Source organism: Pseudaeromonas sp. HNCC25DJ182 (assembly GCF_055413365.1).
This window is the reverse complement of record NZ_JBVAYG010000007.1, coordinates 37,897-53,585: the sequence shown is the minus strand read 5'-3', so window position 1 is coordinate 53,585 and position 15,689 is coordinate 37,897. Positions and strand designations below refer to the sequence as shown.

The following is a 15,689-nucleotide window of genomic DNA, read 5'->3' as shown; positions in this document are numbered from 1 at the left end:
CTTTTTTTATGCGCATCGTCAAATTCTGGTGCTAGAATTCCGCCAAATTGTGAGATGGCTTACATTCGTGGCCACTCTAGGTGCTAATCCACGGGATGATCCATGCTGAACCGAAACAGACCCCATAGTTCTGCAACGACAGGTTTCCGCGCTTGTCTGTTGCTACTGGCTACACTGCTGCTGCCAAGTCTGGCCGCGGCATCGATCAACAATCTGCCAGACTTGCCCAGTCGCTCGACAGTGGAGGCGCAACTCGCCACCTTGAGTAAGCGGGACACGCTGACCGTCAACGAGAAAAAACAGCAGGAAGATCTGGAAAAGACCCTGACATTGCTCGACGCCATCGATAAAGAAAACGAAAAGAGCAAAGCTCAGCAGAAGCGCCTGGCCGCAGCACCGCAAAAACTCCAGCAATACAGCAGCCAGCTGGAAAATATGAAGGCGGTGCCTGAAGATGCGAAGCTCTCCAAACAGCTGGATGCACTGAGCCTGACCCAGCTGGAAAAGCGCATGACCGAGACCATGGGCGAGCTGCAGCAGGCTCAGGAAGAGCTGGCCACCGCCAGCAGTCAGCTGACCAACCTGCAAACCCTGCCGGAGCGGGCCCAGCTGGCCATGAGCCAAGCTTATCAGCGTAGCCAGGACATCCGTAACCAGCTCAATCAGTCGGGCAGCAAGGACGAGGTCAGCAGCAGCCAGCGCCTGGCGCTGAATGCTGAGTTAAATCTATTAGCCCTGCAACTGGATCAACAGCAAAAGGATCTGGACAACAACACCAAGCTGCAAGATTTGGCGCTCAAACGCCAAACCCTGGCTGGTTCCCAGATCGCGCGTCTAGAACATCTGGTCCAACTGCTGCAAAACAGTATCAATGCCAAGCGGATGGACAACACAGAGCAGACTGCAGGCGATATCAATGCTGAATCACAGGATGTCAGTAAATTAAACCCCTTGTTGCAAAAAGAGCTCAAAACCAACCAGCAACTGAGTCAGCGTCTGGTCAGCACCACGGAACAGATCAACCAGATGGTGCAGGAAAACATCAAGATCAAGACTTGGCTGGACCGGGTCACCCAGACCGAACGCAACCTGAACGAACAGATCTCGGTGCTCAAGGGCAGTTTGCTGTTGTCACGCATCCTCTATCAACAACGCCAGATGCTGCCCGATCCCAAAATCACCATGAATCTGGACGAACAGATTGCCGATCTGCGTCTGGCACAGTTTGATCTCAACCAGCAACGTGACCAGTTGTTTCAGCGCAATCAGTATCTCGACAAGCTATTGGCTGAGGCCACCAATCCAGTGACACCGGAAGAGCGCGATCAGCTCGCCGAATTGCTCGACAGCCGTAAGAATTTACTGGATCAACTCAACACCCAGCTGGGTAGCCAGCTCAATCTGGCCATCAACATCAAGCTCAACCAGCAGCAACTAGAACGCGTCAATAAATCCCTGCAATTAACCCTGCAACAGCAGATCTTCTGGGTCAGCAGTAACAAGCCGCTGGATTGGGCCTGGTTAGTCGGTCTTCCCAGCGCCATGCTGTCGCAGCTACAAGCAGCCAGTATCAGTGTCAACATCAAAGAATGGAGTCAAAAGACCCTGCCACTGCTGCTTTTGGTGATCCCGATGATCATCCTGGGCATCGCCCTGCGCTGGAAGCGGCAACTGCTGCGGGACAAGGTCAAACAACTGAGCAAGGATATTGGCCGTCTGAATCGGGACAGTCACCTGCATACTCCCAAGGCCCTGCTGTTTACCGGACTGGAAGTACTACCCGGGGCCTTGCTCATCATGGCGCTGGGCTTTTTGTTCCTGTTCAGTGGTCTGAGCGAACCCAAGATTATCTGGTTCCTGTCGTTGCGCCTGACCGCCGCCTACATGGCGTTTGCCATGTTGCTGAAGATCCTGCGTCCGGGCGGCATGGCCGAAACGCACTTTGGCCAGAGCCCGACCGAGGTCGCCCACAAGTATCGATCCTTGAAATACGTGTGGCGTTCCCTGATCCCGCTGATCGTCATCGCCACCCTGGGTGAGCTGGACCCTTCCCGTCTGGCGGATGATGCCATCGGCCAAGTCATCGCGCTGACCATGCTGCTGGTGACGCTGTTTCTGGTCTACCCGCTGTTCCGCAACCGTGCCCACCACGGTGAGCAGGGCGACTGGTTGCACTGGTTCAATGTGGCGGCACTGACCCTGGCTCCCATCGCCCTGATCGTGCTGATGGTGCTGGGCTACTACTACACGGCGCTGAAACTGACCAACCGCTTCATCGACACCTTCTACCTGTTTATGGCCTGGAGCATAGTGCAGCAGACGGCGATCCGCGGCCTGGCCGTTGCTGCCCGCCGTCTGGCCCATCGCCGTGCCGTGGCACGACGCGAGCAGCTTAAGCAGCAGGAGGATGTCGATACCACGGAGCTCATCGAAGATAAGGTGATGGCTCTGGAGGAGATCAACCATCAGTCGCTGCGTCTGACCAAGATAGTGCTGTTCATGGTCTTTGCCGGCTGCTTCTACTGGCTGTGGTCCGATCTGGTCGCCGTGCTCTCCTATCTGGACAGTATTGCCCTCTGGCACCAGAGCGTAGGCACGGCTGGCAATGAGGTATTGCAACCGATCAGCCTGCGGGATGTGCTGATGGCCGGCACCTTCGCCGTGGTCGCCTGGGTATTGACCAAGAACTTGCCCGGCTTGCTGGAAGTGCTGGTGCTGTCGCGACTGCAACTGGGTCAGGGTACCAACTACACCATCACCACCATGCTCTCCTACGCCATCACCAGCATCGGGGTGCTGGCCACCCTGTCGACCCTGGGCATGTCCTGGGACAAGCTGCAGTGGCTGGTCGCCGCCTTGTCCTTGGGGATCGGTTTTGGCCTGCAGGAAATCTTCGCCAACTTTGTCTCCGGCCTTATCATATTGTTCGAACGTCCGGTACGGATTGGCGATGTCATCACCCTGGGCACCTTCTCGGGCTCGGTGAGCAAGATCCGCATCCGCGCCACCACGGTCACCGACTTTGACCGCAAGGAGATCATTGTTCCGAACAAGATGTTCATCACCACCCAGCTCACCAACTGGTCACTGTCCGACACCACGACCCGGGTGATCCTGCGCATCGGTGTGGCCTATGGCTCGGATCTGGACAAGACCAGAGCCCTGCTGTTGCAAGCTGCCCGCGAAAACAGCCGGGTGATGAAAGATCCGGAGCCCGTGGTCTACTTCCTCAATTTCGGCGCCAGCACCCTGGATCACGAGATGCGGATGTTTGTCAAAGAGCTCGGCGATCGCAATCCGGCCATTGACGAAATCAACCGTCGTATCGACCAGCTGTTCCGCGAGAATGGCATCGAGATCGCCTTCAACCAGGTGGATGTCTATGTCAAGAACGTGGCCACGGATCAGGAGCTCAAACTCGAGTCCAATCCGACGGTGATTGCTGCCGCCGCGGCTGCTGGTAAGCCGGCTGCACCGCTGCCGCCTGCGGTCTGATACCGCAGCGAGTGATCGAGCGACCGGCATGACCGGTTCACCATAAACCAAAGAGGACGCCAGGCGTCCTCTTTGTTTTTCTATTGCCGTGAATGAATGGCGCTCAATAACCATTCCTCATAGCCGAGACTCACCATAAGCGACCGGGTAGCGCTAAGCTGACCCTCCGCGCCAGGGACGGCGCGGTGGAGCCCCCATGGAAGGGTTTACGGCGTGTCAGCGTGCGCTTCCCTGTCGATACAGCATGATTCGGATCGACTCATTAGATACGGCGCATATTGATATTCATGATCTGGATGCGATAGGCAATTTGCCGTGGCGTCATGCCCAACATGCGGGCCGCTTTGGCCTGCACCCAGCCACATTTCTCCAACGCAGCGATCAGCCGCTGACGCTCATCCAGATCCGACTCTTCCCCTTCCGGCAGGATAGGCAGGGCCGAGGGCAATAGCCCGGGCTTCTGGTGTTCCTGATTATTGAACAGCACCACATCCCGATCGATGAGTCCGGTCTCTGACATGATGGCGGCCCGCTCCAGACAGTTTTCCAGCTCGCGGACGTTACCCGGCCAGCTATGGCCCACCAGCATGCGAATGGCACCATCGCTGATCTTCAACTCGCGCCCCTGTTTTTGCGACAGCTTCTGCAACAAGAAGCGCGCCAGATCCGGAATATCTTCCAAGCGCTCACGCAAGGCTGGCAACTGGATGGGCATCACATTCAAGCGGTAGTAGAGATCCTCGCGGAAGCTGCCTTTACGCACCTCCTCTTCCAGATTGCGGTTAGTGGCCGCCACGATCCGCACATCCACCGAGATGGTCTCACTGCCGCCGACCCGCTCCATCTCCCCCTCTTGCAGGATCCGCAGCAATTTGGCCTGGAACGAAGCGCTGACCTCGCCGATTTCATCCAGAAACAGGGTGCCACCATCGGCCAGTTCGAAACGCCCCTTGCGTAGTTTCACCGCTCCGGTGAAAGCGCCCTTCTCATGACCGAACAGTTCGCTTTCCAGCAGGGTATCCGGCAGCGCCGCACAGTTGAGTTTGACGAAGGGGCCACTGGCCCGTGGCGAGTTGTAGTGAATGGCATTGGCGATGAGCTCCTTACCGGTACCACTCTCGCCACGGACCAGTACGGTAGTATCCCACTTGGCCACCTGGCGGATCGAATCGAAGATCTGCCGCATCGAAGGAGTCTGCCCCACCATGTTGTCGAAGCCATACTGATGGCGCACCTTGCGGCGCAAACTATCCCGCTCACTGCGCAGTGCCTCGCTCTCCCGATGGGCTTGGCCGACCAGGCGTACCGTCTGGGCGATGAGGTTGGCCAGCATCTCCATGAAACGGGTGCGTGCCGGCAGACTCTCTTCATCCGGGCTCAGTGGTTGGGCCGCCAGTACACCGATCGGGCTGCTATCCACCCCGGGGATCGGCACACAGATAAAAGGCAGGCCGTATTCGAATACATTGAGCCGATCCAGAAATCGCGGGTCATCCGCCACCTTCGGGATCACGAGCGAGTGCCCCTGATGCATCACGGTACCGAGAATGCCCTCACCCATCCGGTAGCGCACGCTTTTCACATCCTTGATCACCTCCGGGTCGACGCCATGCATCGCCTGGATGAACAGGGCGCTCCGGTTGTGATCGAACAAGGAGACCAACCCATGTTGCATCTGCGCCTGCTCATGCAGGCTTTGCAACATAGCCGCCAGCGTCTGTTCCAGATCCAGCGAGCGGCTCAACACCACGCTGATCTGGTGCAGGGCATTGAGTTGCTGCTGCATGCTCAGGCCGCGTACCGGTGTCGAGGTGGAAGGATGGGTGCTCATGATGACCTCCTGTCGTCGAGCGTTAAGGGGAATTCCAACAACACCAGGCAGCCACCCAGTTCACTCGCCGTTACCGACAGCACGCCACTGTGATCATTGACGATGCCCTGCACCAGGGACAGGGCGATACCGGTGCCACTTTCTTCCTGGACCAGGCAGTTAAAAGGCAACACCCGGCCCGGGAGCAGCTCCTCCGGCAGGGAGCCGTTATCTTCCAGTTGCAGTTGTACGCTCTGCTCCGCCTGGCGAACACTCAGCCGGATGATGCCATCGCTATCCGGTAACCGCTGGCGAGCCAGGGTGATGAGTTGCTGCAACGCCATCATCAGGCGCAGCCGCTGCCCTTCCACCTGCATGGGCTGAGCCGGGACATTGATCTGACACTCGGCCTCTTCATGCTGGGAATTCAGTGCCTGCAGATCACTGAGCAACTGGCCTAATTCGAAACGGCTGGGGGTTTCCTTGAACTGACTGGGCCGAGCATCCTGCAGCCACATCAAGGCACGATCCCCTTCGGTCAAGGCCGCCGTGATGGCGCGATGACCACTCCCCTCCGGCTCCAGGCGCTGGGCGGCCTGCAGCAGATTCAGCGGCCCTTGCAGTTGCAAGGACGCAGCATCCAGCGCCTCGTGGATCGCGGCAATCAACCGCTGTTCTTCCAGCTGCAAGCGCAACTGCTCGAGCCGATCCAGCTCCTGCTGCTGATGGCGCTCGGTCTGATCCTGGATCACCAGCAAGGTATAGGAGCGCTTGCCCTGGCCAAAGTAGTTGGCAGCCTCTTCGTTCAAACTCTCCATCGGCTGACGGCTGCGGCTGAACCAGCGCGTCTGGCCGCGGATTGTCAACGCCACCAGCGGCGGCGCCATAGACTCCTGGGCCTCGGCCTGCTCCAGCACGCTCAGCGGCTCGGCACCTTGCAAATCGCTGCGCAAGGTCTTGTACGCCAGGTTATCCAGCAAGATATGGTGCTGATCATCCAGCACCGCCACCGCCATGGGCGCGGCATTGAGCACCGCTTCCAGCAGTGCCTTCTGGTTCTTCAGGCGCTGCTCGAGGGCATAGTGATCACTGATATCCCGGTGCATCCCCAGGTAATAGACCACCTGGTGCTGCTCGTTCAGCACCGGGGTCACCGTCACCTCGGCCAGATACAAGGAGCCGTCCTTGCGGCGATTGATCAACCGGCCATTCCAGTTGCGCTTGCTGCTCAATGCGCCCCACATCGCCTGATAACGGCTCTTCGGCGTTTGCTGGCTGGCCAGCAGATTGTGATTGCTGCCCTTGAGCTCGCCACGGCCATAGCCGGTCAATGCCGAGAAGGCCGGGTTGCTATAGATAATATGGGCATCCAGATCGGTGACCGAGATGGCCACCGGAGCCTGTTCGACCACTTGCAAGAACAAGGCTGGAGGCAACTGAGCCAAGACCCCCTCCAGCATCTGGCTTTCCAGTGGCAGCTCGCGTCGGGTGACGACTCCCACCTCCACCCCGATGATCGAGGGGAACGACATCCAATTCATAGGGCTCCTCCCTGTTACAGCTGTGTACGCAATGCCACAAATTGTCGGACTAGGTCGCGGCAATGGCATATCTCTGCGCGCTATGCCACGGAGAATGCAATTCCCAAGCCGAAAACGATACGTTTCGAGTCTCATGCCGCAGACTGTCATTTTTGCAACAAAACCATAGCCTTGATGGGGCTATTTTGTGGCACCTCCGCCAGCCCAGGGGGGAAAGCCGACAGTTTTCGGCCTGCGATGGTGCAGCATCATCCCTGATTTGGTGCGCATCGCGCTCATGGGTGCGAGCTGGCACAGCTTTCGCAGAACAGCCTGCAAGCAACAATTCACCACGCATGAGGCGACCAGGTATGAAGGAGCTGTTTTTGATGGTGCTGGCCAACGGGCTGGTCAATAACGTAGTGCTCTCGCGCTTTTTGGGACTCTGCTCCTTTATGGGGGTATCCAACAAGATTGAGTCGGCGATGGGGATGGCCATGGCCACCACCTTTGTACTGACCATGTCCACCTGCGTGGGCTGGTTGATTGAACATCTGATCCTGCAGCCCCTGGGGCTGGAATATCTGCGACTGCTGGCGTTCATCATGGTGATCGCCTCGCTGGTGCAGTTAACCGAACTGTTTATCGCCAAACAGAGCCCCGAGTTACATCGCACCCTGGGGATCTTCCTGCCGCTCATCACCACCAACTGTGCGGTGCTGGGGATCGCCCTGTTGACCGTGCAGGAGAAACTCACCTTTCTGGAAACCCTGGTCTACGGCCTGAGTTCGGCCCTGGGCTACTCGCTGGTGATCGTGCTGTTTGCCGGTATGCGAGTGCGCATGGAGCAAACCAGCCAACCGGCCCTGTTTCGCGGTGCACCTATCAGTTTTATCACGGCCGGTATCCTGGCCATGGCCTTTGCCGGTTTTGCCGGTCTGGCGGGTTAAGACAAGGAGTCCATGATGCTGACACTCATCTCACTGCTGGCTATTCCACTGCTAGCCGCCGCTACCGGTTACGCCCTTGGACTTGCGGCAATACGCCTGCAGGTTGAGGGCAATCCTCTGGTCGAACAGATCAGTGAATTGCTGCCTAATGGCCAATGTGGCCAATGTGGCTTTCCCGGTTGCGGACAGGCGGCGCAAGCCATCGCCGAAGGTAAGGCGGGTCCCGACTGCTGCCCGCCGGGTGGCAATAGTCTGGCGCAAAAGATCGCCGCCCTCTTGGGCGTGTCCCTGGAAGCCTCGGTGGGCAAGGGGCCACTGCTGGCCGCCATCGATATGAGCGAATGCGACGGGTGTGGCCGTTGCTTCAAGAAATGTCCGTTTGACGCCATTGTCGGTGCGCCGCGCCAGCTGCATGGCGTGATCGCCGATGCCTGTACCGGCTGTGGTCTGTGCAGCAATGTCTGTCCCCATGGCGGTATCAATCTTTATCCGGATCCGCTGTTTGCGGCGCCACTCATCAAACCCGTAAGCGGAGGGGCTCACCATGCTTAAGGCTCGCCTCAAACCCCATGGTGGCATCCATCCGGACAGCCACAAGCAGCTGACCAGCGACAAACCGATCAAGACCCTGGACACCCCTTGGCGTCTGCTTTTACCCCTCAAGCAACATGCCGGAGCCCCGGCATTGCCGGTGGTCGCCGTCGGTGAGCAGGTGCTGGCCAACCAGTTACTGGCCAAGGGCAACGGCCGCTTCTCGATGCCGATCCATAGCCCGCTGGCGGCAACCGTCACCGCCATTGATGGCCAGCAGATCACCTTGCGGGTTGCCAGCGAAGCACAACGCAGCGTACCGCCGCTGGCCCGGGATGGCGAACTATCCGAGCGGGAGCAGATGATTGCTCTGGTCGAGCAGGCCGGAATTGTCGGCATGGGCGGAGCCATGTTCCCGACCGCCGATAAACTACGCCTCTCCCTACGCCATTCCATCGATACCCTGATCATCAATGGCAGTGAATGTGAGCCCTATTTGACCTGCGATGATCGCCTGATGCAGGAGCAAGGGGTACAGATCCTGGGCGGGATCCGCTATCTGATGCAGATGACCCAAGCCAGTCGCTGCTTTATCGGCATCGAATCCAACAAGCCGGATGCCATTGAAGCCATGGAGAGTGTCTGTCGGGATGAGGCCGGGATCGATATCGTCGCCCTGCCCGCCCTCTACCCCATGGGCTCGGAAAAACAGTTGATCGAAGCGGTAACCGGCATCCAGGTCCCCAGCGGCAAACTCTCCGCCGATGTGGGAGTCCTGGTGCAGAACGTTGCCACCTGCATCGCCGTGTTCCATGCCTTGCGCTTTGGTCGGCCGCTGACCCACCGCGTCATCACCCTGAGCGGCGATGCACTGGAAGAGCCAACTAATGTCTACGCCCCCATCGGCATGCCGATCAGCGAGATCATCAGCCAGTGTGGCGGCCTGAAAAGCACCCCGGAACGCATCGTGCTCGGTGGCCCCATGATGGGCAAGGCGATCCACAATATCCATGCCCCGGTCACCAAGGGCACCAGCGGCATCCTGCTGCTGACCCGCCAGGAAGTACCCCATCCCAAGGCCAGTGCCTGCGTCCGCTGTGGCCGTTGTGTGGCCGCTTGCCCGATGAGCCTGACCCCGCTGGACTTGGTCGGTGCCCTCAAGCAGGACAAGCTGGATGAAGCCAGTTCGCTAGGACTCTCCGACTGCCTGCTGTGTGGCTCCTGTGCCTATGTCTGCCCGGCCGCGATCCCGCTGACCGAGTTCTTTGACTGGGGCAAACAGACCCTGCAACGGCAACGACTGAGTGAACAAAAATCGGAGCGCACCCGCGCCAACGGCGATGCACGCCGGGAACGACTCAGCCGCGAAGCCGCCGAGAAAGAGGCTGCCAAAGCTGCCAAGGCAGCGGCCTCGCCACGCCGACCACGCCGCCAGACTACGGAGGAAGCATCATGAATCTGCGCGCACCCCATGCCCACGAAGGGATCACGATCCCGACATTGATGTTCAAGGTCAATCTGGCGCTGCTGCCGGCGGCCCTGCTTGGCATCCTGCAGTTTGGTGTCCCGGCGCTGTTTTTAACCTTGACCTGCTTGATCACGGCCCTGTTATGCGAGTCAGCTTGCCAGCGCCTGAATCCCCAGGCTGCGGGCCGCCTGAATGATGGTTCGGCTCTGCTTACCGCGCTGCTGCTGGCCATGAGCCTGCCCCCCCATGCCCCAATGTGGCTGGGAGCCCTGGGTACCGGCTTTGCCATTCTGTTTGGCAAGCAGATCTATGGTGGACTGGGACAGAATCTGTTCAACCCGGCCATGCTGGCCCGGGTCGTACTGCTGATCGCCTTTCCGGTGGAGATGACTCACTGGATCAGCCCCAGCGATCTGTTTGCCGGTCACTGGTACGGTTTGAACATCGATGGTATTTCCGGCGCCACCACCCTGGGCCTGCACAAGGAGGGCAAGGAGCAGTTTGACCTGATGGCCCACCTGACCGGGCTTTCCAGCGGCAGTCTGGGCGAGACGGCCTCGATCCTGCTGGTTCTGGGAGGATTGTGGCTGATGCAACAACAGGTCTTCACTTGGCATGTGCCGGTCGCCACCCTGGTGTGCTGCCTGCTGCCTGGTAGCCTGTTGTGGTGGTTTGATGCCAGCGCCATTCCCAATCCCCTGGCGCAATTAACCAGTGGCGGTCTGTTACTGGGCGCCTTCTTTATCGCCACGGATCCCGTGACCAGCCCCACCAGCGCCAAGGGCAAACTCTGGTTCGGCGCAGGGCTGGGACTGCTGGTCTTCGTGATCCGCGCCTTTGGCAACTTCCCCGAAGGAGTGGCATTCGCCGTGCTCATCATGAACGCCGCCACCCCGCTCATCGACAACTTTACTCGTCAAACCATCTACGGCAGCACGGTAGCGGAGGACAAAGCATGACCACCATCCAACTCCCGTTTCGTCAGCAACCACGGTTTATGGCGCTATTGCTGGGCGGTTTTGCCTTGCTGGTGTGCGGCTCGGTGGCCATCAGCAGCCGACTGACGGCACCACAAATCCTGCTCCGGCAACAGGAGGATACCCAACGTCTGCTGACCCAGGTTCTTCCCAGCTCCCTGTACGACAACATGCCAAGCCAGGATGAAGTGACCCTCACTCTGGATGGCCAACCGGTTCATTTCTTCCGCGCCCGGCAAGGGGGCAAGGTCACCGCTATCGCCCTGTTTGCCAGCTCCCGGGGTTACGGCGGAGATATCCAGATGCTGCTGGGGATCGATGCCCAGGGCACGCTCACCGGCGTGCGGGTCATCAGCCATACCGAAACCCCGGGCCTGGGCGACAAGATTGAAACCGCCAAGGGGGACTGGATCCTCGGCTTCGATGGCCTCTCCTTGCACAAGCCCGATGACCAAGGCTGGCATGTGAAAAAGGATGGCGGCCAGTTCGACAGCTTTACCGGCGCGACCATTACCCCCCGCGCCGTGGTCAAGGGGGTGCATGAGAGCCTGCAGCTATTTGCCCGTCACAGCGCCCAAATACTCGACCTGAGCCCCGCCGGTTCCACCAGCACAGACAAGGAGTAAGTCATGAACAAGAATCCCTATTGGGAGCTGATGGCCGATGGCCTGTGGCGTAACAATGTCATCTTTACCCAGTTGCTGGCGCTGTGTCCGCTGATGGCGGTAACCACCACCGCCACCAATGGCCTAGGCATGGGACTGGTCACCTTGCTGGTGCTGGTGGCCTCGAATGTATTGGTATCGCTGATCCGCAACCAGGTGCCCAGCCAGATCCGCATCCCGATCTTTACCCTGCTGATTGCAGCTCTAGTCACCCTAGTGGATCAGGCGATGAATGCCTGGCTGCATGACTTGCACCGGGTATTGGGGCTGTTTATCGCCCTCATCGTAGTGAACTGCGCCATTCTCGGTCGCGCCGAAGCCTTCGCGGTGAAGAATCGTCCGCTGGCCTCGGCGGTCGATGGTCTGGCAACTGGACTGGGCTTTACCCTGGGTCTGGTCATCGTCGGCGGTTGTCGAGAAATTCTCGGCAGCGGCACCCTGTTTGCCGGTGCCAGCTTGCTGCTGGGTCCCCAGTTCCACTTTATGGAGTTAACCATTCTTCCCGGCTATCGCGGCTTCTTGCTGATGATGCTGCCACCGGGGGGCTTTATCATGATGGGTCTGCTGCTGGGCGGCATCCGCCTGGGGAAACGGCTGACCAGTAAGGAACATGCCATCGATTCCGTCGCACCTGCGGCCGAAGCTCAGGGAGGGTGTCATCCATGAAAATCAGTGTTGCTCATGCCCGAGGCGCCCAGGGACATTGGTATCCGCTGGAGTTACCGGAGCCCGTCACCGCCCTGCAGGCGCTGCAGGCCTCCCCGCTGTTGGGCCAGTATCCGGATCTGGATCCGGCAGTGCACAAGATCGGGATCTTCGGTAAACCCTGCAGCCCCAATACCCAGCTACAAGCCGGAGACCGCGTCGAAATCTACCTGCCCCTGCAGCGCATTGCCGGGGATGAGGATGAGGATGAAGAAGAGTAAGCCTTGGCTGTATAATGGCTTTTTGGCCGCCCTGCGGCCTTTTTTATCGCCACAACACCCGGCATAACACCCGACACCGGTGCGGGGTGCAACATTCACAGGCGTCATATCTCAGCCCATTTGGGCCCGACGGCTGATGGACGATTTGACTATCAAGGAAGAGGAAGGAGTTATCTATGATCACCACACAGAGTCACCCCTGGCACCGCGGCCTGCTGCTGCTGGTTGGTCTGCTCGCCCCGGGCTTTGCTCTGGCCGCCGAGAGTCATATGCCGGCGCTGGGCGGCATCCGCCTGGAATTTATTCTGTTCGCGGCCACCTTGCTGGGGGTCGCTCTGTTCCATCACTACACCATGTGGATCTCCCTGGGCGGCCTGGCGGCTGTGCTGATCAGCAAATACTTGTTCGTCGATGATTTTTCCATGCTGCACCATCTACTGGGAGGAAGTGGAGAGGAAGGCGAATGGCGGGTATTGCTGAACCTCATCGGCTTGCTGTTCGGATTTGCCATCCTGGCCAAACATTTCGAAGAGTCCGAACTGCCAAAAATCCTGCCCAAGTACCTGCCGGATGACTGGAAGGGCGGCTTTGTGCTGCTGGTGATGATCTTCGTCATCAGCTCCTTTCTCGACAACATTGCTGCGGCCATGATCGGCGGCGCGATTGCCTTTGTGGTGTTCAACAAGCGGGTGCATATCGGCTATCTGGCCGCCATAGTCGCGGCCAGCAATGCCGGTGGCTCCGGCTCTGTGGTCGGCGACACCACCACCACCCTGATGTGGATCGATGGCGTCAACCCCTTGCATGTGCTGCATGCCTATGTGGCCGCCGGAATCGCACTGGTATTGTTCGGATTTGTCGCCTCACGCCAGCAGGATCAATACCAACGCATCGTCAAGGATGCCCCCACCGGAGTCGTGGTGGACTGGAAAAAGCTGGGCGTCGTCGGATTGATCCTGGCGCTGACCATAGTCACCAACTACTTGTTCGACTTTCCGGCCATCGGCGTCTGGGTGGCGATTCTGCTCGGTGCCCTGGTGGTGAAAACGCCTTGGCAGGAGCTGAAAAATGCCACCGGCGGCACCATCTTCCTGATGGGGCTGGTCACCTGTGCCTCCCTGATGCCGGTGGATGAGCTGCCACCGGCCAGCTGGCTGACCACCTTCTTCCTCGGCTTTGTCTCGGCGGTGTTCGACAATATTCCGCTCACCAAGCTCTGTCTGGAGCAAGGCGGTTACGACTGGGGCGTGCTGGCCTACGCGGTGGGCTTTGGCGGCTCCATGTTGTGGTTCGGCTCCTCGGCGGGCGTCGCCCTCTCCAACATGTATCCGGAGTCCCGCTCCGCGGTGCAGTGGGTCCGTCACGGCTGGCATGTCCCCGTCGCTTATGTGGTGAGCTTCTTTGTGATGCTGGCACTGGTCGGTTGGGAGCCTCATGCGCCGCACAAGGAAACCTTCGTGGAAGCGCCCGCGCCTGTGGTCGCAGCGCCCAGCGCGTCCTGAACCATCCCGATCCTTACTTCCCGGCCCTCCATCACTGGAGGGCTTTTTTGTTGTCGCCAGCCATGCGTCTGCAGCCATCGCACAGCTTGCAACAGGGGGGAGCCGACACTCCCGCCGCATTTGTCGGCTTTCTCACAGTCCACTGCCTGGCATAAACCATTAATATCGTTATAAATCATAGTGTTAAAAAAATGGCGTGCCGGCACCGTTGTTGCAACAGTGGATACAGCCCATCGAATAGCAAGGAGAACGCTCATGGCCAAAGTCGGCATTTTTTTTGGAAGTGACACCGGCAAGACCCGCAAGGTTGCCAAGATGATTCATGAAGCACTGGCCAGCGACGCCGTCGCCGCTCCGGTGAATATCAACAAGGCCAGCATCGACGATCTGCTGGCATTTGATGCCCTGATCCTGGGGACTCCGACCCTCGGCACCGGCCAACTGCCGGGGCTGGATGCCGACTGTCAGGGCGAAAGCTGGGGCGAGTTTGTCCCCGAGCTGGAGAGTGCCGATCTGGCTGGCAAGACAGTGGCGCTGTTTGGCCTCGGCGATCAGCAAAGCTACCCGGATGATTTCGTCAGCGCCATGGGCGAGCTGTATGACCTGGTGACCGGAGCCGGTGCCGAAGTGGTCGGCTTCTGGCCGAACAGTGGCTACGAGTTCAATGACTCCGCCGCCCTGGATGGCGATGACTTTGTTGGTCTGGCCCTGGATCAGGACAACCAATCCGACCTGACCGCCGATCGGGTGGCCACCTGGGTTGCCAGCATCAAACCCGCGTTGGGGCTCTAAATCCCTGTAGCGTCCCCACGCTCCCCTGCAACAACCTCGTTTGCCCGGCAGATTGACCCTCCGCCGGGCTTTTTTGTGAGCGCGGCTCACAGTCGGCGGTTCGCGGAACCGGCGGACCGATAGTCTCCCGCAGCATTCCTAATCGGCCAAGCCGATGATGTAGCTGCAGTCGCTTGATCCGGTTCCGCCTGGTAGACGCTAGCGTTCTGCCCACCTGCGGTGAGCGGCGGCGGTAAGGGGGCATAAGGCCCTGCCCCCTTAACCCCTGGCCTTGGTTTATACCGACTGCCGGGAAAGCCCCGCGCTACGGACGGATCTCCATCGGCCGGGAGCCACACGCCATCCATGGCGTGACGCTCCCTTTTGCGGTCATCCTGACCGCGCACCGATTCCGTTCCCCCTTTCACGCGGCCCGGCAGACGGCTTGAAGTTTAGGTTAACAGGGCAGAGGCAGAGCCTATCGGGTCGACGATCAGAGTCGAATGTATTGCCCCTATCCGTTAGACCATTCGCGATCCAGCATCCAGATAGACTTGTTCGCGCTCCCGTTTTCCTACCGCGACCACAAATACCACGACTCGTTCATCCTGCACCTGGTACACCAAACGATATCCCGATGCCCGCAGCTTGATCTTGTAGCAGTCCGGTAACCCATGCAGGCGATTGGCTTCAATTCTGGGTTGTTCCAACACCTTTGCCAGCTTCTTTTTGAACTGTTGGCGCGGCGTATCCCCCAGCTTCTTCCACTCCTTCAGCGCTCGCGGATCAAACTCCAGCTCAAAGGTCATCGAGCGAAACTCTTATGCCCTTTTGCGGATTCGCCAGACGCTCGCGGACAAGGGCCAACAATGCTTCCTCATCCTCCGTCACCACGGCGGTACGAAATGGCAATCGCTCTTGGGTGGCAACATATTCCAGCGTTTGCCGCAGTAAATCGGAGGGCGTTACCCCCAACTTTTCCAACACAGCATAGGAGCGAGTTTTCAGATCATCATCGATGCGAAGATTGATAGTACCCATTGCCACACCTCTTGCCATTACATTTGTAATTAC

Annotated in this window: 14 protein-coding genes; 10 read left to right on the top strand and 4 right to left on the bottom strand. The window is 59.0% G+C overall.

Translation table 11 applies throughout. The annotated features are described in order from the left end of the window. Positions 1–102: 102 nt before the first annotated feature. Entirely contained in the window at positions 103–3,495 is a 3,393-nt protein-coding gene (mscK, locus tag ACZYUB_RS07555; protein ID WP_463946836.1) for a mechanosensitive channel MscK, read from the top strand. Between the two features lie 262 nt (positions 3,496–3,757). Here the strand turns inward: mscK and nifA are convergent, their stop codons facing one another. Both nifA and nifL read right to left on the bottom strand, forming a co-directional pair. Continuing rightward, complete coding sequence (gene nifA, locus ACZYUB_RS07550) at positions 3,758–5,326, bottom strand: nif-specific transcriptional activator NifA (RefSeq protein ID WP_463946835.1); 1,569 nt, start codon at positions 5,324–5,326, stop codon at positions 3,758–3,760. Beyond that, positions 5,323–6,846: a nitrogen fixation negative regulator NifL gene (nifL, locus tag ACZYUB_RS07545; RefSeq protein WP_463946833.1), complete on the bottom strand. Its 1,524-nt coding sequence runs from the start codon at positions 6,844–6,846 to the stop codon at positions 5,323–5,325. Before nifL ends, nifA begins: the two co-directional genes overlap by 4 nt. Before the next feature lie 350 nt (positions 6,847–7,196). Between nifL and rsxA the strand changes: the two genes are divergently transcribed. The 9 genes from rsxA to ACZYUB_RS07500 all read left to right on the top strand — a co-directional run bounded on the left by rsxA (position 7,197) and on the right by ACZYUB_RS07500 (position 14,636). Then, on the top strand, positions 7,197–7,775 hold the full coding sequence (gene rsxA, locus ACZYUB_RS07540) for an electron transport complex subunit RsxA (protein ID WP_463946831.1): 579 nt from the start codon (positions 7,197–7,199) through the stop codon (positions 7,773–7,775). Positions 7,776–7,790: 15 nt separating this feature from the next. Then, positions 7,791–8,327: an RnfABCDGE type electron transport complex subunit B gene (locus ACZYUB_RS07535; protein WP_463946829.1), complete on the top strand. Its 537-nt coding sequence runs from the start codon at positions 7,791–7,793 to the stop codon at positions 8,325–8,327. Next, a complete protein-coding gene (gene rsxC / locus ACZYUB_RS07530; protein ID WP_463946827.1) occupies positions 8,320–9,762 on the top strand; it encodes an electron transport complex subunit RsxC in 1,443 nt (480 codons plus the stop codon). Before ACZYUB_RS07535 ends, rsxC begins: the two co-directional genes overlap by 8 nt. After that, positions 9,759–10,733, top strand: a complete 975-nt coding sequence (locus ACZYUB_RS07525; RefSeq protein ID WP_463946826.1) for an RnfABCDGE type electron transport complex subunit D — start codon at positions 9,759–9,761, stop codon at positions 10,731–10,733. The genes rsxC and ACZYUB_RS07525 overlap by 4 nt, the downstream gene beginning before the upstream one ends. Further along, positions 10,730–11,377, top strand: coding sequence for an electron transport complex subunit RsxG (rsxG, locus tag ACZYUB_RS07520; RefSeq protein ID WP_463946824.1), 648 nt, complete (start codon positions 10,730–10,732; stop codon positions 11,375–11,377). Before ACZYUB_RS07525 ends, rsxG begins: the two co-directional genes overlap by 4 nt. A 3-nt stretch (positions 11,378–11,380) precedes the next feature. Further along, positions 11,381–12,082, top strand: a complete 702-nt coding sequence (locus ACZYUB_RS07515) for an electron transport complex subunit E (RefSeq protein WP_463946823.1) — start codon at positions 11,381–11,383, stop codon at positions 12,080–12,082. Beyond that, positions 12,079–12,342 (top strand): RnfH family protein, encoded by a 264-nt coding sequence (locus ACZYUB_RS07510; RefSeq protein ID WP_463946821.1) that lies wholly within the window; start codon positions 12,079–12,081, stop codon positions 12,340–12,342. Before ACZYUB_RS07515 ends, ACZYUB_RS07510 begins: the two co-directional genes overlap by 4 nt. Positions 12,343–12,518: 176 nt before the next feature. Then, positions 12,519–13,844 carry a citrate transporter gene (locus ACZYUB_RS07505; RefSeq protein ID WP_463946820.1) on the top strand — a complete coding sequence of 442 codons (1,326 nt, stop codon included), beginning with the start codon at positions 12,519–12,521 and terminating at the stop codon, positions 13,842–13,844. 255 nt (positions 13,845–14,099) lie between these two features. Then, the gene (locus ACZYUB_RS07500; RefSeq protein WP_463946818.1) at positions 14,100–14,636 is read left to right on the top strand and encodes a flavodoxin; all 537 of its coding nucleotides are present in this window, start codon (positions 14,100–14,102) and stop codon (positions 14,634–14,636) included. A gap of 500 nt (positions 14,637–15,136) precedes the next feature. Here ACZYUB_RS07500 and ACZYUB_RS07495 read toward each other — a convergent pair whose 3' ends face one another. Both ACZYUB_RS07495 and ACZYUB_RS07490 read right to left on the bottom strand, forming a co-directional pair. Continuing rightward, on the bottom strand, positions 15,137–15,424 hold the full coding sequence (locus tag ACZYUB_RS07495) for a type II toxin-antitoxin system RelE family toxin (protein ID WP_463946817.1): 288 nt from the start codon (positions 15,422–15,424) through the stop codon (positions 15,137–15,139). Continuing rightward, positions 15,414–15,656 (bottom strand): type II toxin-antitoxin system RelB/DinJ family antitoxin, encoded by a 243-nt coding sequence (locus ACZYUB_RS07490; RefSeq protein WP_463946815.1) that lies wholly within the window; start codon positions 15,654–15,656, stop codon positions 15,414–15,416. Before ACZYUB_RS07490 ends, ACZYUB_RS07495 begins: the two co-directional genes overlap by 11 nt. Positions 15,657–15,689: the final 33 nt, after the last annotated feature.

What these genes read in the sequence shown, in the direction of transcription:
- rsxG (WP_463946824.1), top strand. Translation starts at nt 10,730, where the DNA reads ATGACCACCATCCAACTCCCGTTTCGTCAGCAACCACGGTTTATGGCG.
- mscK (WP_463946836.1), top strand. Translation starts at nt 103, where the DNA reads ATGCTGAACCGAAACAGACCCCATAGTTCTGCAACGACAGGTTTCCGC.
- ACZYUB_RS07500 (WP_463946818.1), top strand. Translation starts at nt 14,100, where the DNA reads ATGGCCAAAGTCGGCATTTTTTTTGGAAGTGACACCGGCAAGACCCGC.
- ACZYUB_RS07510 (WP_463946821.1), top strand. Translation starts at nt 12,079, where the DNA reads ATGAAAATCAGTGTTGCTCATGCCCGAGGCGCCCAGGGACATTGGTAT.
- ACZYUB_RS07505 (WP_463946820.1), top strand. Translation starts at nt 12,519, where the DNA reads ATGATCACCACACAGAGTCACCCCTGGCACCGCGGCCTGCTGCTGCTG.
- ACZYUB_RS07525 (WP_463946826.1), top strand. Translation starts at nt 9,759, where the DNA reads ATGAATCTGCGCGCACCCCATGCCCACGAAGGGATCACGATCCCGACA.
- ACZYUB_RS07495 (WP_463946817.1), bottom strand. Translation starts at nt 15,424, where the DNA reads ATGACCTTTGAGCTGGAGTTTGATCCGCGAGCGCTGAAGGAGTGGAAG.
- rsxC (WP_463946827.1), top strand. Translation starts at nt 8,320, where the DNA reads ATGCTTAAGGCTCGCCTCAAACCCCATGGTGGCATCCATCCGGACAGC.
- ACZYUB_RS07535 (WP_463946829.1), top strand. Translation starts at nt 7,791, where the DNA reads ATGCTGACACTCATCTCACTGCTGGCTATTCCACTGCTAGCCGCCGCT.
- rsxA (WP_463946831.1), top strand. Translation starts at nt 7,197, where the DNA reads ATGAAGGAGCTGTTTTTGATGGTGCTGGCCAACGGGCTGGTCAATAAC.
- ACZYUB_RS07490 (WP_463946815.1), bottom strand. Translation starts at nt 15,656, where the DNA reads ATGGGTACTATCAATCTTCGCATCGATGATGATCTGAAAACTCGCTCC.
- nifL (WP_463946833.1), bottom strand. Translation starts at nt 6,846, where the DNA reads ATGAATTGGATGTCGTTCCCCTCGATCATCGGGGTGGAGGTGGGAGTC.
- ACZYUB_RS07515 (WP_463946823.1), top strand. Translation starts at nt 11,381, where the DNA reads ATGAACAAGAATCCCTATTGGGAGCTGATGGCCGATGGCCTGTGGCGT.
- nifA (WP_463946835.1), bottom strand. Translation starts at nt 5,326, where the DNA reads ATGAGCACCCATCCTTCCACCTCGACACCGGTACGCGGCCTGAGCATG.